The organism is Streptomyces litchfieldiae (genome assembly GCF_031845365.1).
Lineage (GTDB): Bacteria > Actinomycetota > Actinomycetes > Streptomycetales > Streptomycetaceae > Streptomyces > Streptomyces litchfieldiae.
Map to the genome: position 1 here is coordinate 36,235 of NZ_JAVREL010000007.1, position 22,753 is coordinate 58,987.

Annotated in this window: 22 protein-coding genes and 1 riboswitch; of the genes, 19 read left to right on the forward strand and 3 right to left on the reverse strand. The window is 75.3% G+C overall.

Annotated elements, in window-relative coordinates:
- Positions 1-30 precede the first annotated feature (30 nt).
- The 3 genes from coaBC to RM590_RS14080 all read left to right on the forward strand — a co-directional run bounded on the left by coaBC (position 31) and on the right by RM590_RS14080 (position 4,839).
- Entirely contained in the window at positions 31-1,245 is a 1,215-nt protein-coding gene (coaBC, locus tag RM590_RS14070; protein ID WP_311704866.1) for a bifunctional phosphopantothenoylcysteine decarboxylase/phosphopantothenate--cysteine ligase CoaBC, read from the forward strand.
- A gap of 199 nt (positions 1,246-1,444) precedes the next feature.
- Positions 1,445-2,653, forward strand: a complete 1,209-nt coding sequence (gene metK, locus RM590_RS14075; protein WP_311704867.1) for a methionine adenosyltransferase — start codon at positions 1,445-1,447, stop codon at positions 2,651-2,653.
- Between the two features lie 56 nt (positions 2,654-2,709).
- A complete protein-coding gene (locus RM590_RS14080; protein WP_311704868.1) occupies positions 2,710-4,839 on the forward strand; it encodes a primosomal protein N' in 2,130 nt (709 codons plus the stop codon).
- 13 nt (positions 4,840-4,852) lie between these two features.
- Here RM590_RS14080 and RM590_RS14085 read toward each other — a convergent pair whose 3' ends face one another.
- The gene (locus tag RM590_RS14085; protein ID WP_311704869.1) at positions 4,853-5,365 is read right to left on the reverse strand and encodes a hypothetical protein; all 513 of its coding nucleotides are present in this window, start codon (positions 5,363-5,365) and stop codon (positions 4,853-4,855) included.
- Between the two features lie 227 nt (positions 5,366-5,592).
- On the opposite strand from RM590_RS14085, the gene fmt reads away from it, so the two are divergent.
- From fmt to RM590_RS14105, 4 genes are all read left to right on the forward strand, one after another.
- The gene (gene fmt / locus RM590_RS14090) at positions 5,593-6,525 is read left to right on the forward strand and encodes a methionyl-tRNA formyltransferase (RefSeq protein WP_311704870.1); all 933 of its coding nucleotides are present in this window, start codon (positions 5,593-5,595) and stop codon (positions 6,523-6,525) included.
- A 61-nt stretch (positions 6,526-6,586) separates the two neighbouring features.
- Positions 6,587-7,999, forward strand: coding sequence for an RsmB/NOP family class I SAM-dependent RNA methyltransferase (locus RM590_RS14095; RefSeq protein WP_311704871.1), 1,413 nt, complete (start codon positions 6,587-6,589; stop codon positions 7,997-7,999).
- A 43-nt stretch (positions 8,000-8,042) separates the two neighbouring features.
- Entirely contained in the window at positions 8,043-8,717 is a 675-nt protein-coding gene (rpe, locus tag RM590_RS14100) for a ribulose-phosphate 3-epimerase (protein ID WP_311704872.1), read from the forward strand.
- A 159-nt stretch (positions 8,718-8,876) separates the two neighbouring features.
- On the forward strand, positions 8,877-9,860 hold the full coding sequence (locus tag RM590_RS14105) for a sugar-binding transcriptional regulator (protein ID WP_311704873.1): 984 nt from the start codon (positions 8,877-8,879) through the stop codon (positions 9,858-9,860).
- Positions 9,861-9,871: 11 nt separating this feature from the next.
- Here the strand turns inward: RM590_RS14105 and RM590_RS14110 are convergent, their stop codons facing one another.
- Complete coding sequence (locus RM590_RS14110) at positions 9,872-10,795, reverse strand: LLM class flavin-dependent oxidoreductase (RefSeq protein WP_311704874.1); 924 nt, start codon at positions 10,793-10,795, stop codon at positions 9,872-9,874.
- Between the two features lie 213 nt (positions 10,796-11,008).
- Between RM590_RS14110 and RM590_RS14115 the strand changes: the two genes are divergently transcribed.
- The 3 genes from RM590_RS14115 to RM590_RS14125 all read left to right on the forward strand — a co-directional run bounded on the left by RM590_RS14115 (position 11,009) and on the right by RM590_RS14125 (position 13,810).
- Positions 11,009-12,448 carry a GuaB1 family IMP dehydrogenase-related protein gene (locus RM590_RS14115; protein WP_311704875.1) on the forward strand — a complete coding sequence of 480 codons (1,440 nt, stop codon included), beginning with the start codon at positions 11,009-11,011 and terminating at the stop codon, positions 12,446-12,448.
- A 64-nt stretch (positions 12,449-12,512) separates the two neighbouring features.
- Positions 12,513-13,205, forward strand: a complete 693-nt coding sequence (locus tag RM590_RS14120; protein ID WP_311704876.1) for a class I SAM-dependent methyltransferase — start codon at positions 12,513-12,515, stop codon at positions 13,203-13,205.
- Between the two features lie 152 nt (positions 13,206-13,357).
- Positions 13,358-13,810, forward strand: coding sequence for a phospholipase (locus RM590_RS14125; RefSeq protein ID WP_311704877.1), 453 nt, complete (start codon positions 13,358-13,360; stop codon positions 13,808-13,810).
- A 73-nt stretch (positions 13,811-13,883) separates the two neighbouring features.
- Here the strand turns inward: RM590_RS14125 and RM590_RS14130 are convergent, their stop codons facing one another.
- Positions 13,884-15,122: an MFS transporter gene (locus tag RM590_RS14130; protein WP_311704878.1), complete on the reverse strand. Its 1,239-nt coding sequence runs from the start codon at positions 15,120-15,122 to the stop codon at positions 13,884-13,886.
- Positions 15,123-15,228: 106 nt separating this feature from the next.
- On the opposite strand from RM590_RS14130, the gene RM590_RS14135 reads away from it, so the two are divergent.
- From RM590_RS14135 to RM590_RS14175, 9 genes are all read left to right on the forward strand, one after another.
- Positions 15,229-16,428, forward strand: a complete 1,200-nt coding sequence (locus RM590_RS14135) for an ROK family transcriptional regulator (protein WP_311704879.1) — start codon at positions 15,229-15,231, stop codon at positions 16,426-16,428.
- Between the two features lie 158 nt (positions 16,429-16,586).
- A riboswitch (FMN riboswitch) is annotated at positions 16,587-16,717 on the forward strand.
- Between the two features lie 182 nt (positions 16,718-16,899).
- Entirely contained in the window at positions 16,900-17,985 is a 1,086-nt protein-coding gene (gene ribD / locus RM590_RS14140) for a bifunctional diaminohydroxyphosphoribosylaminopyrimidine deaminase/5-amino-6-(5-phosphoribosylamino)uracil reductase RibD (protein WP_311705080.1), read from the forward strand.
- Positions 17,986-18,603: a riboflavin synthase gene (locus RM590_RS14145; protein ID WP_311704880.1), complete on the forward strand. Its 618-nt coding sequence runs from the start codon at positions 17,986-17,988 to the stop codon at positions 18,601-18,603.
- Positions 18,600-19,256: a nicotinamide mononucleotide transporter family protein gene (locus tag RM590_RS14150; protein ID WP_311704881.1), complete on the forward strand. Its 657-nt coding sequence runs from the start codon at positions 18,600-18,602 to the stop codon at positions 19,254-19,256. The genes RM590_RS14145 and RM590_RS14150 overlap by 4 nt, the downstream gene beginning before the upstream one ends.
- Before the next feature lie 23 nt (positions 19,257-19,279).
- Positions 19,280-20,548 (forward strand): bifunctional 3,4-dihydroxy-2-butanone-4-phosphate synthase/GTP cyclohydrolase II, encoded by a 1,269-nt coding sequence (locus RM590_RS14155; RefSeq protein ID WP_311705081.1) that lies wholly within the window; start codon positions 19,280-19,282, stop codon positions 20,546-20,548.
- A 40-nt stretch (positions 20,549-20,588) separates the two neighbouring features.
- Entirely contained in the window at positions 20,589-21,071 is a 483-nt protein-coding gene (gene ribH, locus RM590_RS14160; RefSeq protein WP_311704882.1) for a 6,7-dimethyl-8-ribityllumazine synthase, read from the forward strand.
- A gap of 33 nt (positions 21,072-21,104) precedes the next feature.
- Positions 21,105-21,377, forward strand: a complete 273-nt coding sequence (locus tag RM590_RS14165; RefSeq protein ID WP_311704883.1) for a phosphoribosyl-ATP diphosphatase — start codon at positions 21,105-21,107, stop codon at positions 21,375-21,377.
- A gap of 57 nt (positions 21,378-21,434) precedes the next feature.
- On the forward strand, positions 21,435-22,283 hold the full coding sequence (gene hisG / locus RM590_RS14170) for an ATP phosphoribosyltransferase (RefSeq protein WP_311705082.1): 849 nt from the start codon (positions 21,435-21,437) through the stop codon (positions 22,281-22,283).
- A complete protein-coding gene (locus tag RM590_RS14175) occupies positions 22,280-22,753 on the forward strand; it encodes a PH domain-containing protein (protein WP_311704884.1) in 474 nt (157 codons plus the stop codon). Before hisG ends, RM590_RS14175 begins: the two co-directional genes overlap by 4 nt.

A 22,753-nucleotide genomic window follows, 5' to 3' on the forward strand; every position in this document is an offset into this window, starting at 1 on the left:
GAAGCGGCGGGAGACGGAAGGGGACATTCGATGGAGCGGCCCAGGGTCGTCCTCGGCGTGGGCGGCGGGATCGCCGCCTACAAGGCATGCGAGCTGCTGCGGCTGTTCACCGAGTCCGGGCACGAGGTCCGGGTCGTGCCGACCGCCTCCGCCCTCCGTTTCGTCGGCGCCGCCACCTGGGCCGCGCTCTCCGGCGCCCCGGTGGCCACCGAGGTCTGGGAGGATGTCCACGAGGTGCCGCACGTCCGCCTCGGCCAGCGCGCGGACCTCGTCGTCATCGCCCCCGCCACCGCCGACGTGCTGGCGCGGGCGGCCGGCGGCCGGGCCGACGACCTGCTGACCAACGTCCTGCTCACCGCCCGGTGCCCGGTGGTCTTCGTGCCCGCCATGCACACGGAGATGTGGGAGCACCCCGCCACCCGGGAGAACGTCGCCACCCTGCGCCGCCGCGGGTCCCTCGTGCTGGAGCCCGCCGAGGGCCGGCTGACCGGCGCGGACACCGGCAAGGGCCGGCTGCCCGACCCCGACGCGATCTTCGAGGTGTGCCGCCGCGTGCTGGCCACCGGTGCCGGCGCCCTCGTCCCGGACCTCGCGGGGCGGCACGTGGTGGTCACCGCCGGGGGCACCCGCGAGCCGCTGGACCCGGTCCGGTTCCTGGGCAACCGCTCCTCGGGCAAGCAGGGTTACGCCCTGGCCCGCACCGCCGTGGCCCGCGGCGCCCGGGTCACCCTCCTCTCCGCCAACAGCGAGCTGCCCGACCCGGCCGGGGCCGAGGTCCGCCGGGTGGGCACCGCCGAGGAACTGCGGGACGCCGTCCTCAAGGCCGCCGCGGACGCCGACGCGGTGGTGATGGCGGCGGCGGTGGCCGACTTCCGGCCAGCCGACCGCGCCGGGCAGAAGATCAAGAAGGTGGAGGGCCGGGACCCGGAGCCCGTCGTCCTCGTCCGCAACCCGGACATCCTGGCCGAGCTCTCGGCCGGCCGGGCAGCGGGCCAGGTCGTGGTCGGCTTCGCCGCGGAGACCGAGAACGTGCTGGCCAACGGCCAGGCCAAGCTCGCCCGCAAGGGCTGCGACATTCTCGTGGTCAACCAGGTGGGGGAGGACCGCGCCTTCGGGACCGAGGAGAACGAGGCCGTGATCCTGGCGGCGGACGGCGGCGAGACGCCCGTTCCGCACGGCCCCAAGGAGGCGCTGGCCGATCGCGTCTGGGACGCGGTGACGCGGCGCTGGTCCGCGGCGGGTTGAGGCACAAACGTCTCGGAGTGCGGGCCGCCTCTACCCGGAGTGGAGCGGGTCCCGTTACTGTTGTCCTCCTGAAGCCGTGTGGGGCCGGTGATCGCCGGGGTCCACGCGGACCAGAGCCGGATACACTGGCGCCGACCCGGCCCCGACGTGGGCGGTCGCCGGTGATTCAGTCAGCAGCCGCTGCAACCAAGGGAGCGATGTGTCCCGCCGTCTCTTCACCTCGGAGTCCGTGACCGAGGGTCACCCCGACAAGATCGCCGACCAGATCAGCGACACCATTCTCGACGCGCTGCTGAAGGAGGACCCCTCCTCCCGCGTCGCCGTGGAGACCTTGATCACCACGGGCCTGGTCCATGTGGCCGGCGAGGTCACCACCAAGGCCTACGCCCCGGTCGCCACCCTGGTGCGCAACAAGATCCTGGAGATCGGCTACGACTCCTCCAAGAAGGGCTTCGACGGGGCCTCCTGTGGAGTGTCGGTGTCGATCGGCGCGCAGTCGCCGGACATCGCGCAGGGTGTGGACGCCGCGTACGAGGCGCGGGTCGAGGGTGACGACGACGAGCTGGACCGGCAGGGCGCCGGGGACCAGGGCCTGATGTTCGGCTACGCCTGCGACGAGACGCCCGAGCTGATGCCGCTGCCCATCCGGCTCGCCCACCGCCTCTCGCACCGCCTCTCCGAGGTCCGGCGCAACGGCACCATCCCCTATCTGCGCCCGGACGGCAAGACGCAGGTCACCATCGAATACGACGGCGACAAGGCCGCCCGGCTGGACACCGTGGTGGTCTCCAGCCAGCACGCGTCCGACATCGACCTGGACTCTCTTCTGGCGCCCGACATCCGGGAGTTCGTCGTCGAGGCGGAGCTGAAGCTGCTGACGGACGAGGGCATCAAGCTGGATACCGACGGGTACCGGCTGCTGGTCAACCCGACGGGCCGGTTCGAGATCGGCGGTCCCATGGGTGACGCGGGGCTGACCGGCCGGAAGATCATCATCGACACCTACGGCGGGATGGCCCGGCACGGCGGCGGCGCGTTCTCCGGCAAGGACCCCTCCAAGGTGGACCGCTCCGCGGCGTACGCGATGCGCTGGGTGGCGAAGAACGTGGTGGCCGCGGGCCTGGCCCGGCGCTGCGAGGTCCAGGTCGCCTACGCCATTGGGAAGGCGGAGCCGGTCGGTCTCTTCGTGGAGACCTTCGGCACCGCCAGCGTGCCGGTGGAGCGGATCGAGCAGGCCATCACCGAGGTCTTCGACCTGCGCCCGGCCGCGATCATCCGCGACCTGGACCTGCTGCGGCCCATCTACGCCCAGACCGCCGCCTACGGGCACTTCGGCCGCGAGCTGCCGGACTTCACCTGGGAGCGCACCGACCGCGTCGACGCCCTGCGCGCCGCCGCCGGAGCCTGACGGCCGGCGCCCCGGGAGGGGCGCCGGGTGTCCGACCCGTTTGATGTACTGGCCCCGTGGGCGAGGCACAGTCGGGCGGCGAGCGGACCGGTGAGCAGTTGGCGCTGCTCCGGGAGGCCGCGCGCCGCGGGTCCACCGCCCGCGCCAGGCCACGCACCTGGCGCGGCGCGGCGCTTGCCGGGGGGCTGCCGGTGGCCCGGGTCCTCGTCGACAAGGGCCTGGTCCACCTCGACCGTTACTTCGACTACGCCGTGCCCGCGGCCATGGACGCCGAGGCTCAGCCCGGCGTCCGGGTCCGGGTGCGCTTCGGCGCCGGCCAGCGGGAGGGCCGCCGCGAGGGCGGCCGGCTGATCAACGGCTTCATCGTCGAGCGCCGCGCCGACAGCGACTTCCCCGGGGTGCTGGCGCCGCTGGCCCAGGTCCTCTCCACCGAGCGGGTCCTGGACCCCGGGCTGCTGCGGCTGTGCCGCGCCGTCGCCGACCGCTACGCCGGGGCGCTGGCCGACGTCGTCTCCCTCGCGGTGCCGCCCCGGATGGCGCGCGCCGAGCGCGCGCCCTCGCCCGCCCCGGGCGGCGCGCTCCCGGCCCCGGGCCCCGGCGGCTGGGCGCGTTATCCGCACGGCCCGGGATTCCTGGACGCGCTCGCCCGCGGCGCCGCCCCGCGCGCCGTGTGGTCCGCGCTGCCCGGCCCCGGCTGGCCCGAGGAGCTGGCCCGGGCCCTGGCGACCACGCTGGCCGCCGGGCGCGGCGCCCTGGCCGTGCTGCCGGACGGGCGCGCCGCCGCCCGTGTCGACGCCGCGCTCGCCGCGCTCACCGGCCGCGACCACCATGTGCTGCTGACCGCCGACGCCGGCCCCGAGGCGCGGTACCGGCGCTGGCTGGCGATCAGCCGGGGCGCGGTCCGGGGGGTCGTCGGCACCCGTGCGGCCATGTTCGCCCCGGTGCGCGACCTCGGGCTGGCCGCCATCTGGGACGACGGGGACGCCGCCCATCGCGACGACCGCGCCCCGCACCCGCACGCCCGCGAGGTGCTGCTGCTGCGCGCCACCCAGGAGAACGCGGCGGTGCTGATCGGCGGGCACGCGCTGACCGCCGAGGCCGCGCAGCTCGTCGAGTCCGGCTGGGCCCGCCCGCTGGCCGCCGGCCGGGAGACCGTCCGCGCCACCGCGCCGCTGATCCGCACCGTCGGCGACGACGACGAGGCGCGCGACGAGGCGGCCCGTTCCGCCCGGCTGCCCACCCTGGCCTGGGGGGTGCTGCGCGACGGACTGGCCCGGGGCCCGGTGCTCGTTCAGGTGCCCCGCCGGGGATACGCGCCCCGGCTGGCCTGCGCGCGCTGCCGCACCCCCGCCCGCTGTGGGCGCTGCCACGGGCCGCTGGCCTCGGTGGGCGCCGAGGAGACGCTGCGCTGCGGCTGGTGCGGCACCGAGGAGCCCGACTGGCACTGCGCGGAGTGCGGGGGAGCGCGGCTGCGGGCCGTCGTCGTCGGGGCCCGCCGCACCGCCGAGGAGCTGGGCCGCGCGTTCCCCGCCGTGCCCGTCCGGACCTCGGGCCGCGACCACATCCTGGACACCGTCCCGGACCGGCCGGCGCTCGTCGTCAGCACCCCCGGCGCGGAGCCCGTGCCGGAGGGGCCCGGCTACGCGGCCGCGCTGCTGCTGGACGGCTGGGCCCTGCTCGGCCGCCCCGATCTGCGCGCCAGCGAGGAGGCGCTGCGCCGCTGGCTGGACGCCGCCGCGCTGGTCCGCCCGGGGGACGACGGCGGCACCGTCGTCGTGCTCGCCGAGCCGACGCTGCGCCCGGTGCAGTCTCTGGTGCGCTGGGACCCCGCCGGTCACGCGCGCCGCGAGCTGACCGACCGGGCGTCCCTCGGCTTTCCGCCGGTCTCCCGGATGGCGGCCGTCAGCGGCCCGCCCGAGGCGGTCGAGGGACTGCTGCGCGCCGCCGCCCTCCCGGACAGCGCCGAGACCCTGGGCCCGGTGCCGCTGCCCGTCGGCGAGCCGGGCCGCCCCCGCCGCACCGGCGATCCCCCGCCGGGGGAGCGGTGGGAGCGGGCCCTGATCCGGGTGCCGCCCGGCAGCGGCACCGCGCTGGCCGCCGCCCTGAAGACCGCGCAGGCCGCCCGGCTCGCCCGGCGCGAGGGCCCCTGGGCGCGCGTGCGCATCGATCCGCCGGACATCGGCTGACCGGCCGGCGCGGTCAGCCGCTGCGCTGCCCGGGGAACGCGCCCGGCCGGGACTCGCCCTGGCCCGGCGGCGCGGGACGGCCGGTCACCGCGCGGGCCGCCGGCAGGACGGGCGGCGGTGGCCCGGCCGGCTCCGGGTGGGCCACCTCGCGCGCGGCGGGCGGCTGGGCGGCGGCCGTCGGCCGCCGCGTGCCGTAGCGGCGGTGCACGGCCTGCTTGGTGACGCCGAGGGCGGAGCCCACCGCGTCCCACGAGAAGCCGAGGGAGCGGTCGAAGTCCACCGCGGCCGTCACCAGGGCCTCCACACTGTCCCGGAGCTCCTGAGCGAGCCGGACCGTCGGGGCCGGGGCGCGCCCGTACACCACGAAACCGGCCGACGGGCCGGTGCGGCGCGGACGGTAGACGTTGCCGAGCTGTGCGGTCAGCGTGCGCAGCGCGTCCACCTGACGGCGGACCCGCTCGATGTCCCGCACCAGCAGGTGCAGGCTGGCCCGTGCCTGAGCGTCAGGGGTGGCGTGGTCGGCCATGAACAAGCCTCTCGAACCGGCGTCAAGGAAGCGGGCCCGAAATCGGCCCGTAGCGGTCAATCTGCCTTGACCAACGCGCCAGCCACGGTCGGGGTAACGCTGTGGGAGCGCATCGTCAACTCATCGGGGCGCACGGGGAGCTGTACGCCCCTCACGGCGCCCGTCCCCCGGTGAACGTAGACTTGCGAGCCGCTCCCGACACCCGACCGAGAGGTGACACCCGCACGATGAGGCTCGTCTTCGCCGGCACGCCCGAGGTCGCCGTGCCCGCCCTGGACGCCCTGCTCGCCGCCGACCGGCACGAGGTCGTCGCCGTCGTCACCCGGCCCGACGCGCCCGCCGGCCGCGGGCGCCGGCTGGTCGCCAGCCCGGTGGCCGAGCGGGCCGCCGAGGCGGGGATCGAGATCCTGCGGCCCGCCCGCCCGCGCGATCCGGACTTCCTGGCCCGGCTCACCGAGATCGCCCCCGACTGCTGCCCGGTCGTGGCCTATGGCGCGCTGCTGCCCCGGGCCGCCCTGGACATCCCCCGGCACGGCTGGGTGAACCTGCACTTCTCGCTCCTCCCCGCCTGGCGCGGCGCCGCGCCCGTGCAGCACGCGGTGCTGGCCGGCGACGAGGTGACCGGCGCCAGCACGTTCCTCATCGAGGAGGGGCTGGACTCCGGCCCGGTCTACGGCGTGCTGACCGAGCAGATCCGCCCCGACGACACCAGCGGCGACCTGCTCACCCGGCTCGCGCTGGCCGGCGCCGGGCTGCTGGTCGCCACCATGGACGGGATCGAGGACGGCACGCTGGTGCCCCGGCCGCAGCCACCGGAGGGCGTCAGCACGGCGCCGAAGCTCACCGTCGAGGACGCCGCCGTCGACTGGACGGCGCCCGCGCTGCGCGTGCACCGCCAGGTCCGCGCCTGCACGCCCGCGCCCGGCGCCTGGACCGTCTTCCGGGGCGAGCGGCTGAAGCTCCGCCAGACCGCCCTGGCCCCCGACCGCACCGGCCTGGCCGCCGGTGAACTCGCCGCCGGCAAGCAGTCGGTGCACGTCGGGACCGGTTCGCACGCCGTGGAGCTGGTGTGGGTGCAGCCGCAGGGCCGCAAGCCGATGCGGGCCGCCGACTGGGCGCGGGGCGTGCGTGTCGCGCCGGGGGAGCGGCTGGGTGCCTGAGCGCCGTCCCGCCGTAGGCTTGGACAGCACCCGTCCCGTACCACCCGGAGTTGACCAGCACGTGAGCAACCGGCCGCGCCGCCCTGCCAGGCCCTACCGCCGTCCCCGCCGGGACCCGGTCCGGATCCTCGCCTTCGACGCGCTGCGCGCGGTGGACGAGCGCGGCGCCTACGCCAACCTCGTGCTGCCGCCCATGCTGGCCAGGGCCCGGGCGGACGGCACGTTCGACAGCCGCGACGCGGCGCTGGCCACCGAGCTGGTCTACGGCACGCTGCGCCGGCAGGGCACCTATGACGCGGTGCTCGCCGAGTGCGTGGACCGGCCGCTGCGCGAGGTGGACCCGCCCGTGCTGGACGTGCTCTCGCTGGGCGCGCACCAGTTGCTGGGCACCCGCATCCCCAGCCACGCGGCCGTCAGCGCCTCCGTCGAGCTGGCCCGCTGCGTGCTGGGCGACGGGCGCGCCAAGTTCGTGAACGCCGTGCTGCGCCGGGTCGCCGCCCGGGACCTGGACGGCTGGCTGACGCACCTCGCGCCGCCCTACGACGAGGACCCCGAGCGGTATCTGGGCCTGGTGCACGCCCACCCGCGCTGGGTCGTCTCCGCGCTGTGGGACGCGCTGGGCGGCGGCCGGGAGGACATCGAGAGCCTGCTCGCCGCGGACAACGAGCGGCCCCGGGTGACGCTGGCCGCCCGCCCCGGCCGGTCCACCGTGGCCGAGCTCGTGGCGAGCGGTCCAGCCGAGCCGGGCCGCTGGTCGCCCTACGCGGCGCGGCTGGCGGAGGGCGGCGAGCCGGGCGCGCTCGACGCCGTCCGCGAGGGGCGGGCCGGGGTGCAGGACGAGGGCAGCCAACTGGTCGCCCTCGCGCTGGCCAACGCGCCGCTGACCGGCGGCGACACCCGCTGGCTGGACGGCTGCGCCGGCCCCGGCGGCAAGGCCGCGCTGCTCGGCGCGCTCGCGGCGGAACGGGGCGCCGCGCTGGTGGCCGCCGAGAAGCAGCCGCACCGGGCCCGGCTGGTGGCCCGCGCCCTGGCGGACAACCCGGGCCCGGCCCAGGTCGTCGTCGCGGACGGCACCCGCCCTGCCTGGCGGCCGGGCAGCTTCGACCGGGTCCTGGTGGACGTTCCCTGCACCGGGCTGGGCGCGCTGCGCCGCCGCCCGGAGGCCCGCTGGCGGCGCCGCCCGGAGGACCTGGACTCCCTGACCTCCCTGCAACGCGAGCTGTTGCGCGGGGCGTTGGCCGCCGCCCGGCCCGGCGGGGTCGTCGGCTACGCCACCTGCTCGCCGCATCTGGCCGAGACCCGGCTGGTCGTCGCGGACGTGCTGAAGCGGCTGGACGGCATCGGCGCCGAGTGGATCGACGCCCGCCCGCTGCTGCCCGGGGTGCCGGACCTGGGCGACGGCCCGGACATCCAGCTCTGGCCGCATCTGCACGGCACCGACGCGATGTACCTGGCGCTGCTGCGGCGCACCTGACGCCCCGGCGGGGCCGTTGATCGCATGCTGAATACTGGGGGCCATGGCTCAGATCAACCCCAGCATCCTGTCCGCCGACTTCGCCCGCCTCGCCGAGGAGGCCCGGGCCGTCGAGGGTGCCGACTGGCTGCACGTCGACGTCATGGACAACCACTTCGTGCCAAACCTGACGATCGGTCTGCCGGTCGTCGAGTCGCTGCGCAAGGCCACGGACACCCCGCTGGACTGCCACTTGATGATCGAGGACCCGGACCGCTGGGCGCCGGCCTACGCGGAGGCGGGCGCGGGGTCGGTCACGTTCCACGCCGAGGCCGCCGCCGCGCCCGTCCGGCTGGCGCGCGAGATCCGGGCCAAGGGCGCGCGCGCCTCGCTGGCGCTGCGACCGGCCACCCCGATCGAGCCGTACGAGGACCTGCTGCCCGAGCTGGACATGGTGCTGATCATGACCGTGGAGCCGGGCTTCGGCGGGCAGGCGTTCCTGGACATCATGCTGCCCAAGATCCGCCGCACCCGGCAGCTCATCGACCGGCACGGCCTCGCCCTGTGGCTCCAGGTGGACGGCGGCGTCTCGGCGGCCACCATCGAGCGCTGCGCGGAGGCCGGGGCCGACGTGTTCGTCGCCGGATCGGCCGTCTACGGCGCGGAGGACCCGGCCGCCGCCGTCGGCGCGCTGCGCGACCGGGCCGAACGGGCCGCGGCCCGCGCCACATCCCGGTGAACTCCCGCCGTCCATCCGGTTCCCGCGGGGCCGCGGGCGGCGGGATCCGGACCGGCGGCCACGGGGATCTGCGAGGATGAACCGGCAGGACGTGAGCGGGGACACAATGCGTAGAACAGTGAGGTGAGTGCGGTGCCGACCGGGAGGTCAGCCACACGGATGGGGCCCGCCGAGCTGATGCAGGCGGCGGCGATGGCGCGCCGCTTCTACTTGGAAGGAAAGTCGAAGATCCAGATCGCGGACGAGTTCGGGGTGAGCCGCTTCAAGGTCGCCCGCGTCCTGGAGTCCGCGGTGGAGCACGATCTGGTGCGCATCGAGATCCGGGTGCCGGCCGAGCTGGACGCGGAGCGGTCGGACGCGCTGCGGGCGCGGTACGGGCTGCGGCACGTGGTGGTCGCCGAGTCGCCGTCGGACGCGGCCGACGACACCCCGGATCCGGAGCATCTCGGCGAGGTGGGCGCGGAGTTGCTGGGGGAGCTCGTCACGGAGGGGGACGTGCTGGGCCTGGCCTGGGGGCGGTCGACCATCCACATGGCCGCGGCGCTGCGCGAGCTGCCGCCGTGCACGGTGGTCCAGCTCACGGGGGTCTACGACGCGGGCGCGGCCGAGCGCGGCTCGGTCGAGGCGGTCCGCCGCGCGGCGGCGGTGTCCGGGGGCGACGCGCACCCGATCTACGCGCCGATGCTGCTGCCCGACCCGGGCACGGCGGCGGCGCTGCGCCGGCAGCCGGGGATCGCGGCGGCGTTCGAGTACTTCGACAAGGTGACCATCGCCGCGGTCTCGATCGGCACCTGGGAGTCCGGCATCTCGGCCGTGCACGACATGCTCGGCAAGGACGAGCGGGAGCACTATGCCTCGTTCGGGGTGGCGGCCGAGATGTCCGCGCACCTGTTCGCCGCGGACGGCCGCCGTGTCGGGCGGGACCTGGGGGAGCGGTGCATCACGGTCGAGGCCGAGCGGTTGCGCCGCGTTCCCGAGGTGGTCGCCATCGCCGGAGGCCGGCGGAAGGCGGACGCGATCGGCGCGGTGCTGCGGTCCGGGCTGGTCACCAGCCTGGTCACCGACACGGCCGCCGCCGACCGGCTGCTCGCCCAGCCGCCGGGCCGCCGCCCGGCGCTGGACCGCGCCGACCCCGACGAATAAGGCGGCAGACCCTAGCCCGCGGCGGCCCGTTCCGTGACCGGGGTGATGATCTCGTCCGCCGCCCAGCGGGCGACCCCCGGCGGGAACGGCATCGGCAGGCTGAGCACGAGGTGCGTGACGCCCGCGTCGATCAGCTCCAGCACGGTGGCGCGGGTCGCGGCGGGGTCGTCGTAGGAGACGTGGAACTGGGCGGAGCGCGTGATCTCGGCGGGGTCGCGGCCGATGGCGGCGCAGTGCCCGTCGAGGATCCGGGCCCGTTCGCGGATCCGGGCGGCGTCGTTGTGCGGCGGCCCCGGCATGTTCCAGATGTCGGCGTGCTCGGCCACCACGCGCAGCGTCCGGGTGCCCGAGCCGCCGATCAGCAGCGGGGGGCGGCGTTCCGGCCGGGGCACGCAGCGGGCGCCGGTCAGCCGGTAGTACCGGCCGGTGAAGTCCACGGTGTCCTCGGTCCACAGCCGGCGCAGGATCGCGCAGGACTCGGCGAGGCGCGCCACGCCCTCGGCGGGGGAGACCAGGCCCACGCCCAGGGCGGCGTACTCGGCGGCCGGGTCTTTCCCGGGGCCGCCGCCCGCACCACCGGAGGTCCGGCGGGTGCCGCCGACGCCGATGCCCATGGTGAGCCGGCCGCGCGAGATCACGTCGGTGGTCGCCGCGATCTTCGCCAGCAGGGCGGGCGGGCGCAGCACGTTGGCCGTCACCAGCAGGCCGAGCCGCAGCCGCTCCGTTCGCGCGGCGAGGGCGGCCAGCAGCGTCCAACTGTCGTGGGCCTGCCCGTCCGGCGGGCCGAAGACGGGCAGCAGGTGATCCCAGAGCCAGGCGTGCTCGATCCCGGGGATGGCGTCCGCCTCCTGCCAGACCCGCAGGATGTCGTCGTACCCGATGTGGGCGGGGGTGGTCTTGATGCCGAAGCTCAGCCGTCCGTCGTGCGCGTTCATGCCGGTCCCTTTCCGCCGCTCCGCCGCGGCAGCCGCACCCATCGCTACCCGCCCGGCGACCACGCCAAGCGAGTGCGGCGTCACGGTCGGTGAAATGGGGTGCGGGGGCGGCGGCCGGTTCGTCCGGTCGCGCCGGGATCGGCGATAATGACACAGGAGCCGCAGCTCCCCACCGGCCGGATCCGCACAGCAGCAGGTGAGAGAGCGAGCAGCATGAGGTTCCTCAACGATTCCCCGCCGTCGTACGACCTGACCTACGACGACGTCTTCATGGTCCCCAACCGTTCGGCGGTCGTCTCCCGCCAGGACGTGGACCTCGCGACCCCCGACGGCACCGGCACCACCATCCCCCTGATCGTCTCCAACATGACGGCGGTGGCCGGCCGCCGGATGGCCGAGACCGTCGCGCGCCGCGGCGCCATGGCCGTCATCCCGCAGGACATCCCGCTGGACGTCGTCACCGAGGTCATCGGCTGGGTCAAACGGCGCCATCTGGTGCTGGACACCCCCATCGTGCTCGCGCCCACCCAGACGGTGGCCGACGCGCTGGCCCTGCTGCCCAAGCGCGCGCACGGCGCCGGGGTGGTCGTCTCGGCGGAGCGGCCGGTCGGCATCGTCACCGAGGCGGACCTGACCGGCGTCGACCGCTTCACCCAGGTCGGCGAGGTCATGTCCCGCGACCTCGTCGTGCTCGACGCGTCCCAGGACCCCCGGGACGCGTTCACCGCGCTGGACGCCGCGCACCGCAAGATCGCCCCCGCGGTGGACGAGGACGGCCGGCTCGTCGGCATCCTCAGCCGCAAGGGCGCTCTGCGGGCCACGCTCTACACCCCCGCCACCGACGACCGCGGCCGGCTGCGGATCGCGGCGGCCGTGGGGATCAACGGCGATGTGGCCGGCCGCGCCAAGGCCCTGCTCGACGCCGGGGTCGACACCCTCGTCGTGGACACCGCGCACGGCCACCAGGAGTCGATGATCGCCACGCTCCGGGCGGTGCGCGGCCTGGACCCGCGAGTGCCCGTCGTCGCGGGGAACGTCGTCTCCGCCGAGGGCGCCCGGGACCTCATCGAGGCCGGGGCGGACATCGTCAAGGTCGGCGTCGGCCCGGGCGCGATGTGCACCACGCGCATGATGACCGGCGTGGGCCGGCCGCAGTTCTCCGCGGTGCTCGAATGCGCCGCCGAGGCACGGAAGTTCGGCAAGCACGTCTGGGCCGACGGCGGCGTGCGGCACCCCCGGGACGTCGCGATGGCGCTGGCTGCCGGCGCGTCCAACGTGATGATCGGCTCCTGGTTCGCCGGCACCTACGAGTCGCCCGGCGACCTCCAGCAGGCGGCCGACGGCCGGCTGTACAAGGAGAGCTTCGGCATGGCCTCGGCCCGCGCCGTGCGCAAGCGCACCAGCGAGGAGTCGGCCTACGACCGGGCGCGCAAGGGGCTGTTCGAGGAGGGCATCTCGACCTCGCGGATGTTCCTGGACCCGGCCCGGCCGGGCGTGGAGGACCTGATCGACTCGATCGTCGCCGGGGTCCGTTCGGCCTGCACCTACGCGGGCGCGGCGACGCTGGAGGAGTTCGCCGAGCGGGCGATCGTGGGCGTGCAGAGCGCCGCCGGGTACGCGGAGGGCAAGCCGCTGCACGACAGTTGGCAGTAATCCGGGGGCGGTTGGCGGGCTCCGGGCTGTTCCGGCCGGCACCCCGCGTGGTGTGCTGTCCGGCATGAGCGAACGCATGCGTGACGGGTTCCGGGGGACCGGCCCCGGGCCCATTACCCCGGACGGCTGCGCCGTCGAGCGGTGGCTGCGGCTGCCGGTGGGCCGGGAGCCGGACATCATCGAGGCCGCCGTGCCGCCCGGCGCCTCCCTGCTCGAACTCGGCTGCGGCGTCGGCCGGGTGACCCATCCGCTGCTGGCGCGCGGCTTCGCCGTGACCGCGGTCGACGAGTCGCCGGAGATGCTGGCGCATGTGCGCGGCGCCCGCACCGTGTGCTCCCCGGTGGAGACCCTGGAGCTGGGCGAGGAGCGCTTCGATGTGGTGCTGCTCGCGTCGTTCCTGGTGAACAACGGCGATCCCGCGGTCCGCCGGGGCATGCTGCGCACCTGCCGCCGGTATGTCGCCGACGGCGGCTGCGTGCTCATCGAGCGGGAGGGCGACGACTGGCACGTCCGGGTGCCCCGCGAGGCGCGTTCCGCCGACGGCGGACTCGTCCGGGTGGCCACGGCGGAGCCGGTCGGGCCGGACACCTCCGCGATCCGCGTCGAGTACGAGTTCCCGGACGCCGTGTGGACGCAGACCTTCGTGTCCTACCGCTATCGCGGCGACGCGTTCGAACGGGCCCTGGCGGAGGCCGGGCTGGCCGTGGACGCCACGCTGACCGAGGACCTGACCTGGGTCCGGGCGCGGCCGGTGTGACGCGCGTCGCGTTCCGCCGGTCAGTCGTTTTCTCATCGGTCAACTCGCGTAAATGCCATAGGGGTTGAGTATTCCGTTACTCGAACGTAGCTTCATCTTCCGGACCCCACGCGGCAGTTCCCCAACTGCCGCCCGAATTCCGGAGGATGCGCATGCGCACCCGTCATCGGCTCGCCACCGCTGTGTCCGCCTCCGCGCTGGCCCTCGTCGCCGTCTCGGCGACGCCGGCTGTCGCGGCCCCGGCCGACAAGCCGCAGGTGCTGTCCAGTTGGACGCAGACGAGCGCCAGCAGCTACAACGCCTGGCTCAACGCGCGTAACAACCAGTCCGCGTGGAGCGCCTACGACTTCGACTGGAGCACCGACCTGTGCTCGTGGTCCCCGGACAACCCGTTCGGCTTCCCCTTTGAGCTGTCATGCGCGCGACATGACTTCGGGTACCGGAACTACAAGGACATCGGGACCTTCGAGGCCAACAAGGCCCGCCTCGACAGCGCCTTCTACGCGGACCTCCTGCGGGTCTGCGACCGCTACTCGGGCGCGACGGGCGCGGCGTGCGACGCCACGGCGTGGACCTACTACCAGGCCGTGCGCAACTTCGGCTGACACCTCCGGACCCGTGCCGCGGCGCCTGACCAACGCCGCGGCACGTGCTTTCCCGGGGCCTGTCCGGACGGGCTCAGCCCCGGGGTTCGCCGCGCTCCCGGGCGGATGCCCCGGCCGGCGCCGCGCCGCCGGTCGCCACGGGGGTGTCGCGCGGCGGCGCGCCGAGCACCCCGGCGCCCGCCACCAGCACCCCGGTGGCGGCCGTGACGACCGCGAACGCGACGGGGAGCGAGGTGAGTTCGCCGATCGTGCCGATGAGCGTCGGGGCGAAGAGCCCGGTCGTGTAGGTGACAGTGGCGACGCCCGCGATGGCCTGGCTCGGGTTCGGCCCGCTGCGGCCGGCCGCGGCGAAGGCCAGCGGCACGACGACCGCGATGCCCACGCCCAGCAGCGCGAAGCCCGCGATGCCCTGCGCCGGCTCGCGCGCCGTCACCACCAGCAGGCCGCCGGCGACGGCCAGCGCGCCGCTGGTCCGCACGGTCCGCACCGGGCCGAAGCGGCGGACCACCGCGTCGCCGGCCAGCCGCGCCACGGCCATGGTGCAGGCGAACGCCGTGTAGCTGGCGGCGGCCACGGTCTCCGAGGAGCCGGCCACGTCCCGCAGGTAGACGCCCGACCAGTCCGCGCTGGCCCCCTCGGCCAGGATCGCGCACATCCCCACCGCGCCGATCAGCAGCGCCGAACGCGGCGGCAGCGCGAAACGCGGCGGCGGGTCATCGTCCGGCTCGGCCCGCACGTCCAGCAGGTCGCGGCAGGCGACGGGCACGGCCGCGACCAGCGCCAGGGCCATCAGTCCCAGATGCGCCCGGGCGTCCAGGCCCAGATGGACCGCGCCGACGCCGGCCGCCGCGCCGAGCAGCGCGCCCACGCTCCACAGGCCGTGCAGGCCGGACATGATCGACCGCCCGTGGTGCCGTTCGATGTCCACGCCCTGCGCGTTCATCGCGACGTCCGCCATGCCGGCGCCCGCGCCGAACAGCAGGAGGGCCGCGCACAGAACCGGCAGCGAGGGCGCGAGGGCGGGCAGGGCCAGCGCCAGACACCACAGCGTGAGCAGGCCGCGCACGGCGGCGAGCGCGCCGTAACGGTGCATGATCCGGCTGGCCAGGGGCATGGCGATCGAGGCGCCGAGGGCGGGGAACGCCAGCGCCAGGCCGAGCACCGCGGTGCTGAGGTCCAGGTGGTCCTTCAGCCAGGGGATGCGGGCGGCGAAGCTGCCCGCGGCCGCCCCGTGCAGGGCGAAGACGATGCCGATGGACACCCGGGCGCGGCGGGTGCGCGCCGGCCCGGGGAGGGTGGTGTGCTGCGACATGGGACGAGTCGGTTCCTCGTGAGTGATGCGGGAAGGCCGGGGACGGCGGCCGGTGCTTAAATTATCAGGAAGCCTTCCTAATAAAAAGTTCTGCGAGGATTTCCGTATGACCACCGCGCGCACCGCATCGCCGCGTACGGCCCGGGCCATCAACGACCGCATCGCTCTCGAACTCCTCGCGGAGCACGGACCGTTGACGGCGGCCGGGCTGCGCGACCTCACCGGTCTGTCCCGGCCCAGCGTCGCCGACCTGCTCGACCGGCTCAGCCGGGACGGCATGGTCGCCGTCGTGGGCGAGGCGGGGGAGGCGCGCCGCGGGCCGAACGCCCGCCTCTACGGGCTGGTGGCCGAGCGCGCCCACGTGGTGGCCCTGGACGTGCGCACCCAGTCCGTCGCCCTGACCCTCGCCGACCTGACCGGCCGGACCGTCGGCCGGGCCGAGCTGCCCATCGACGACGACCCGGCCGGCAGCGGGTCCGGCGCCGTCACCGCCGTGCTCGACGCGCTGTCCGAGGCCATGCGCGGCGCCGGGGTGACGGCCGTGCACACCGCCGTCATGGGCGCCCCGGGGCTCGCGGACCCGGCCACCGGGGCGCTGCTGCCGGTGAGTTCGCTGCCCCGCTGGCACGCCGCGCTGCTGACGGCGCTACGGGACCGGTTGAACGGCCGGGTCCTGCTGGAGAACGAGGTCAACCTCGCGGGCATCGCCGAGCACCGCCTCGGCGCCGTCCGGGACCGCGACACCTTCGTCCTGCTGTGGCTCGGCCACGGCATCGGCGCCTCCGTGGTGCTGGACGGCACGCTGCGCCGCGGCGCCTCCGGCGGCGCCGGCGAACTGGGCTTCCTGCCGGTGCCGGGCACCGGCGGACTCCCCTCGGCCACCGACTGCGACCGCGGTTTCCACTCGCTGGCCGCCAGCGGCGCGGTCTGTGCGCTGGCCCGGCGGCACGGGCTGCCCGCGGACGAGGCGGACGACGCGCCCGCCGCCGAGGCCGTGGTGCGCGCGGCGGCCGAGGCCGACGACGGGCCCCGCGGCGCGTTCCTGGACGAGCTCGCCGAGCGCGTCGCCGTCGCCATCGCCGCTGTGGTCGCCGTCCTCGACCCCGGCTGCGTGGTGCTCGGCGGCGAGGTCGGCCGGGCCGGCGGACCGGCCCTGGCCGAGCGCGTCGGCCGCCGGCTGCGCGAGCTGTCGCCGCTGGCCACGGAGGTGCGCGCCGCGACGGTCGGCGGCAGCCCGGTGCTCAGCGGCGCGCTGCTCACCGCGCTGGACGCCGTCCGCGACGAACTCTTCGGCCCCGGACGTTAGGCCCTGCCAGTCCGTCAACACCCGTACCGACGGCGGGAGAACGTGCCCGGGGCGCCCGTGTCCGCTCCAGCGCGCGGGGTGTGGGCTCCTGTGAGTCGCCCCACAGCCGGGGCGGGGCCCCGGGACGCCATGGCACACTGGTGGGCGTACCAGTGACGTAGCGCACTCCGGGGTCGGTGAAAGTCCGAACCGGCGGTTATAGTCCGCGACCCGTCCGCTGCCAGCGGCCGGTTGACCAGGTGGAATTCCTGGACCGACGGTTAAAGTCCGGATGGGAGGCAGTGCGCGGCGGAACGGGACCGGTACGGCCCGGCCGTCGGTCCGCCCTCAGGGGCGGTCCGTGAGCGCGAGCCCGCCCGGCCCCACCGTTCCGTCCTGTCTCTTCGAGCCCCGGAGCCGTGCCTTCTCAGGCAGGAGGATCCGGTGGCCCCCCCGACAGCAGCGAGCCACGCCGGCCACGAGGCCGAGGCGATGCGCCGCGCCATCGCGCTGGCGGCCCGCGGACTGGGCACCACCAGCCCCAACCCCGTCGTCGGCTGCGTCATCCTCGACGCCGCCGGCCGCCCCGTGGGCGAGGGCTGGCACGAGCGGGCCGGCGGACCGCACGCCGAGGTCAACGCGCTGGCCGACGCCGGCGCCGCGGCGCGCGGCGGCACCGCCGTGGTCACCCTCGAACCGTGCGACCACACCGGCCGCACCGGCCCCTGCACCCGGGCGCTCATCGCCGCCGGAATCGCCCGCGTCGTCTACGCCGTCGCCGACCCGCACCCCCCGGCCAGCGGCGGCGCGGACACCCTCCGCGCGGCCGGTGTCGACGTCGCCGGCGGCCTGCTCGCCGAGGAGGCCGCCGCAGGCAACGCCGCCTGGCTCACCGCCGTCAGGCTCCGCCGCCCCCATGTGCGCTGGAAGTACGCCGCCACCCTCGACGGCCGCGTCGCCGCCGCCGACGGCACCAGCCGCTGGATCACCTCCGGGCCCGCCCGCGCCGATGTGCACCGGCTGCGCGCCCAGTCCGACGCGGTGCTCGTCGGCGCCGGCACGGCCCGCGCCGACGACCCGCACCTGGCCGTCCGCGGCGTCCCCGGCGACCGCCGGCCGCTGCGCGTCGTCGCCGACACCGGCGCCACCGCCGTGGCGCCCGGCGCCCGCGTGCTCGACGACGCCGCGCCCACCCTGATCGCCGTCGCGCACGACGCCCCGGAGGAACGCGCCGCCGCCCTCGCCCGGCACGCCGAGGTCGTGCGGCTGCCCCGTGCCGCCGACGGCCGGGGCCTGGACATCCCCGCGCTGCTCACCGCGCTCTACGACCGCGGCGTGCGTTCCGTCCTGCTGGAGGGCGGCCCCACGCTCGCCGGCGCGTTCACCGCCGCCGGCGCCGTCGACGAGATCACCGCCTACCTCGCCCCCGCGCTGCTGGGCGCGGGCCCCCACGCGCTGGCCGGCGCAGGAATCACCACCATCGCGCAGGCGTTGCGCCTTCGCGTCACCGAGGTGATCCGCGTCGGGCCCGACATCCGCATCACCGCCGTCCCCGCCAACGCCCCCGAGGAGTTGTGAGTGTTCACCGGAATCATCGAAGAGCTGGGTGAGGTCGTCGCCGTCGAGTACGCCGCCGACTCGGCGCGCCTGCGCCTGCGCGGCGACGTCGTCACCGAGGGCGCCGCCCACGGCGACTCCATCGCCGTCAACGGCGTCTGCCTGACCGTCGTGGCCACCGGCGACGGCGAGTTCACCGCCGACGTCATGGCCGAGACCCTCAAGCGCTCCACCCTCGCCGGCCTCACCCCCGGTTCCCGCGTCAACCTCGAACGCCCCACCCCCGTCGGCGGGCGCCTGGGCGGCCACATCGTCCAGGGCCACGTGGACGGCACCGCGCCCGTGCTCAGCCGCGTCCCCGGCGACCAGTGGGAGAGCGTCGCGTTCGGGCTGCCCCCGGAGCTGTCCCGGTACGTCGTGGAGAAGGGCTCCATCACGGTCGACGGCGTCAGCCTCACCGTGGTCGAGGTGAGCGACGACCGCTTCACCGTGGGCCTCATCCCCACGACGCTGGCCCTCACCACGCTCGGCCACCGGCAGCCCGGCGACCTCGTCAACCTGGAGGTTGACGTCCTCGCCAAGTACGTCGAGCGGCTCCTCGCCCACCGGGAGGGCGCCGATGGGGTGACCGTCCGATGAGCGCGCTGGACCAGCTCAACGCCACCGCGTTCACAGCCTTCGGACAGCATGTGATGTGGTCCGACATGGCGGGGAACCTGGCGGGCCTCGTCGCCCTCGCCCTCGGCTGGCGGCGCTCCATCTTCACCTGGCCCGTCCAGCTCCTCTCCGGCGTCATCCTCGTCGCCGCCTACGCCTCCGCCCAGCTCGGCGGGGGAGTGGGCAAGCAGCTCCTTGTCATCACCGTGGCCGTCTGGGGCTGGCGGCAGTGGCAGCTCGGCGGCCGGCGGACCGCCGACGGCCAGATCGCGGTGCGCTTCGCCACCTGGCCCGAGCGGGCCGCGCTGGTGGCCGGTACCGCCCTGGGCACCCTCGCCGTGGGCGGGCTGTTCACCGCCTTCCCCGACCTGTCCTGGAACCCCTGGCCGGACGCCTACATCTTCGTCGGCACCCTGGCCGCCATGGTGGCGCAGGCCCGCGGCCTGGTGGAGTTCTGGTTCGCCTGGCTGCTGGTGGACATCGTCGGCGTCCCGCTCGCCTTCAGCAGCGGCCTGCCGTTCTCCGGCCTGGTGTACATCGTCTACTTCGTCCTCGTCCTGTGGGGCATGCGCGACTGGTGGCTGCGCTCGCGCACCACCGCGGCCGAGCCCGTTCTGGAAGGAGCAGCAGCGTGACCGTGACGCAGCGCGCCCCCGCGATGCCGAACACCCAGCCCCTGGACCCGGTCCGGCGGGCCATCGACGACATCGCGCTCGGCCGCCCGGTCGTCGTCGTGGACAGCGCCGACCGCGAGAACGAGGGCGACCTCATCGTGGCCGCCGAGTTCATCACCCCCGAGATCGTCGCGTTCATGATGAGCCAGTGCCGCGGCATGATCTGCGTCCCCATGGCGCCCGACGACCTCGACCGGCTGGACCTGCCGCAGATGGTGGAGAAGAACACCGAGTCGATGGCCACCGCGTTCACCGTCTCGGTCGACGCCACCGCCGCGCACGGGGTCACCACCGGCATCTCCGCGGCCGACCGCGCCGCCACGATCCGGCTGCTCGCCGACCGCGCCGCCACCCCCGCCGACTTCGCCCGCCCCGGCCACGTCTTCCCGCTGCGCGCCCGCCCCGGCGGCGTGCTGGTCCGCCCCGGGCACACCGAGGCGGCCGTCGACCTGGCCCGGCTGGCGGGCCTGCGCCCCGCCGCCGTGGTGGTGGAGATCGCCGCCGAGGACGGCACCATGCTGCGGCTGCCCGCGCTGCGGTCGTTCGCCCGCAAGCACAACCTGGCGATCATCTCCATCGAGGACCTCATCGCCTACCGCCGCGCCGCCGACGAAGACGCCGGACCCGCCGTCCGGCGTGAGGCCGAAACCGCCCTGCCCACCGCCCACGGCGACTTCCGCGCCTACGGCTACCGCGACCCCGCCGATGGCGCCGAGCACATCGCCCTGGTGGCCGGCGACCTCGGGGACGGCGAGGACGTCCTGGTCCGGGTCCACTCCGAATGCCTCACCGGCGACGTCTTCGGCTCCCAGCGCTGCGACTGCGGCCCCCAGTTGCGCGCCGCCCTGGAACGGGTCCAGGCCGAGGGGCGCGGCGTGGTCCTCTACCTGCGCGGCCACGAGGGGCGGGGCATCGGACTGCTGTCCAAGCTGCGCGCCTACGAGCTTCAGGAACGCGGACGGGACACCCTGGACGCCAACCTGGAGCTCGGCCTGCCCGCCGACGCCCGGGACTACGCCGCCGGGGCACGCATCCTCGCGGACCTCGGCGTGCGTTCGCTGCGCCTGATGACCAACAACCCCGACAAGACCGCCGCGCTCCGCCGGCACGGACTGCGCGTCACCGGCCGCGAGCCGATGCCCGCGCCGGCCGGCAAGCACAATCTGGGCTATCTGCGGACCAAGCGGGACCGCATGGGCCACGACCTGCCGTGGCTCGACCCCGCGCCCGTCCCGGCCTGCGGCAACCAGTGACCACCCGCACCCGACCGAGACAGAACGAGGAGAAGGACGAGTGAGTGGCAAAGGCGCTCCCGAACTGATGGTGACCGACTGCGCGGACCTGCGGGTCGCGGTGGTCGCCGCCCAATGGCACACCAGGGTGATGGACGGACTGGTCGACGGGGCGATGCGCGCCCTGGAGGAGCTGGGCGTGCCCTCCACCCTGGTGCGCGTGCCCGGCAGCTTCGAGCTGCCGGTCGCCGCCCGGGTCCTGGCCGGCCGCGGCTACGACGCCGTGATCGCCCTCGGTGTCGTCATCCGCGGCGGTACCCCGCACTTCGACTACGTCTGCCAGGGCGTCACCCAGGGCCTCACCCAGGTCGGCGTGGACACCGGCGTCCCCATCGGCTTCGGCGTCCTGACCTGCGACACCGAGGACCAGGCCCTGGACCGGGCCGGGCTCGTGGGGTCCTCGGAGGACAAGGGCCACGAGGCCGTCACGGCGGCGGTGGCCACGGCGGCCGTGCTGCGGGCCGTCCCGGAACCCGCGCGCTGAGCGGTTCCGGGCAGGCCGTAGGGTAAGAGGACCATGGCCAACAAGACATTCGACGAGCTCTTCGCCGAGCTCCAGCAGAAGGCCGCCACCGGCGACCCGCGTACCTCCCGGACCGCGGAGCTGGTGGCCTCCGGCGTGCACGCCATCGGCAAGAAGGTCGTCGAAGAGGCCGCGGAGGTGTGGATGGCCGCCGAGCACGAGGGCGCCGACCGCACCGCCGAGGAGATCTCCCAACTGCTCTACCACCTCCAGGTGATGATGGTCGCCCGGGGGATCTCCCTGGCCGACGTATACGCTCACCTCTGACCCGCACCGCCGCCGTGCGCCGCCCGGCGCGCACACATGAAGAAGGACGCTCACGCCATGCTGCGCATCGCCGTTCCCAACAAGGGTGCCCTCTCCGAGCCGGCGGCGGCGATGCTCCATGAGGCCGGCTACCGGCAGCGCAAGGACCGCCGCGAGCTGGTGCTGATCGACACCGACAACCAGGTCGAGTTCTTCTATCTGCGCCCCCGCGACATCGCGATCTACGTCGGTTCCGGCCGCCTGGACATCGGCATCACCGGGCGGGATCTGCTGCTGGACTCGGGCGCCGTCGCCGAGGAGATCATGCAGCTCGGCTTCGCCGCCTCCACGCTGCGGTACGCAACCCGCCCGGACTCCGTCACCGACGTCAGCGAGTTCGGCGGCCTGACGGTGGCGACCTCCTTCGCCGGCGTCGTCGCCAAGCACCTCGCCGACAACGGCGTGGACGCCTCCGTCGTGCACCTGGACGGCGCGGTGGAGACGGCCATCCAGCTCGGCGTGGCCGAGGTCATCGCCGATGTCGTGGAGACCGGCACCACCCTGCGGAACGCCGGCCTGGAAATCATCGGCGAGCCGATCCTGGAGTCCGAGGCGGTCGTCATCCGCCGCCCCGGCGACACCTCCCAGGAGACCAAGGTCCAGCAGTTCCTGCGCCGCCTCCAGGGCGTCCTGGTCGCCCGCCGCTACGTGATGATGGACTACGACATCCGCGCGGAGCTCGTGGACAAGGCCGTCGCGCTGACCCCCGGCCTGGAATCGCCCACGGTCTCCCCGCTGCACGACCGGGGCTGGGTCGCCGTCCGGTCGATGGTCCCCGTCCAGGACGCCCAGCGCGTCATGGACGAGCTGTACGACATGGGCGCCCGCGCGATCCTGACCACCGGCATCCACGCCGCCCGGCTGTGACCGAGTCCGCCGTCCGCCCGCCGGACCTGCCCGTCACGTTCCGCCCGGTAGTCACCCGCGTCGTGCTGCTGACCACCGGGGCGGCCGTCTTCGGCGTGCTGGCGCTGATCGCCGCGCTGCTGCCGACGAGCGGCGCCGCCGCCTGGCGCCCCGGGGAACGGATCGCGGTCGCCACCTCGGGCCTGATCGTGTGGGCCGTGCTGGCGCTGCTCAGCCGCCCCCGGGTGACGGCCGACCGGGACGGCCTGACCGTCGTCAACCTCACCACCACCCGCCGGCTCGCCTGGGCCGAGATCGTGCGCGTCACCCTCCGCCCCGGCGATCCCTGGGTCACCCTGGACCTCGCCGACGGCACGGTGCTGGCCGTGATGGCCATCCAGCCGGGCGTCTCCCGGCGCCGGGCCATGGCCGACGCCCGCGCCCTGCGCGCCCTCGCCGAGACGTGCGGCACCGCCCCCGCCGACCGATAG

Bases quoted from the DNA above. Each gene is read 5' to 3' on its own strand.
- coaBC (WP_311704866.1), top strand. From the start codon at position 31: ATGGAGCGGCCCAGGGTCGTCCTCGGCGTGGGCGGCGGGATCGCCGCC.
- RM590_RS14085 (WP_311704869.1), bottom strand. From the start codon at position 5,365: ATGGCCGACCACGCCACCCCTGACGCTCAGGCACGGGCCAGCCTGCAC.
- fmt (WP_311704870.1), top strand. From the start codon at position 5,593: ATGAGGCTCGTCTTCGCCGGCACGCCCGAGGTCGCCGTGCCCGCCCTG.
- rpe (WP_311704872.1), top strand. From the start codon at position 8,043: ATGGCTCAGATCAACCCCAGCATCCTGTCCGCCGACTTCGCCCGCCTC.
- RM590_RS14105 (WP_311704873.1), top strand. From the start codon at position 8,877: ATGGGGCCCGCCGAGCTGATGCAGGCGGCGGCGATGGCGCGCCGCTTC.
- RM590_RS14110 (WP_311704874.1), bottom strand. From the start codon at position 10,795: ATGAACGCGCACGACGGACGGCTGAGCTTCGGCATCAAGACCACCCCC.
- RM590_RS14115 (WP_311704875.1), top strand. From the start codon at position 11,009: ATGAGGTTCCTCAACGATTCCCCGCCGTCGTACGACCTGACCTACGAC.
- RM590_RS14120 (WP_311704876.1), top strand. From the start codon at position 12,513: ATGAGCGAACGCATGCGTGACGGGTTCCGGGGGACCGGCCCCGGGCCC.
- RM590_RS14125 (WP_311704877.1), top strand. From the start codon at position 13,358: ATGCGCACCCGTCATCGGCTCGCCACCGCTGTGTCCGCCTCCGCGCTG.
- RM590_RS14130 (WP_311704878.1), bottom strand. From the start codon at position 15,122: ATGTCGCAGCACACCACCCTCCCCGGGCCGGCGCGCACCCGCCGCGCC.
- RM590_RS14135 (WP_311704879.1), top strand. From the start codon at position 15,229: ATGACCACCGCGCGCACCGCATCGCCGCGTACGGCCCGGGCCATCAAC.
- ribD (WP_311705080.1), top strand. From the start codon at position 16,900: ATGCGCCGCGCCATCGCGCTGGCGGCCCGCGGACTGGGCACCACCAGC.
- RM590_RS14150 (WP_311704881.1), top strand. From the start codon at position 18,600: ATGAGCGCGCTGGACCAGCTCAACGCCACCGCGTTCACAGCCTTCGGA.
- RM590_RS14155 (WP_311705081.1), top strand. From the start codon at position 19,280: ATGCCGAACACCCAGCCCCTGGACCCGGTCCGGCGGGCCATCGACGAC.
- RM590_RS14165 (WP_311704883.1), top strand. From the start codon at position 21,105: ATGGCCAACAAGACATTCGACGAGCTCTTCGCCGAGCTCCAGCAGAAG.
- hisG (WP_311705082.1), top strand. From the start codon at position 21,435: ATGCTGCGCATCGCCGTTCCCAACAAGGGTGCCCTCTCCGAGCCGGCG.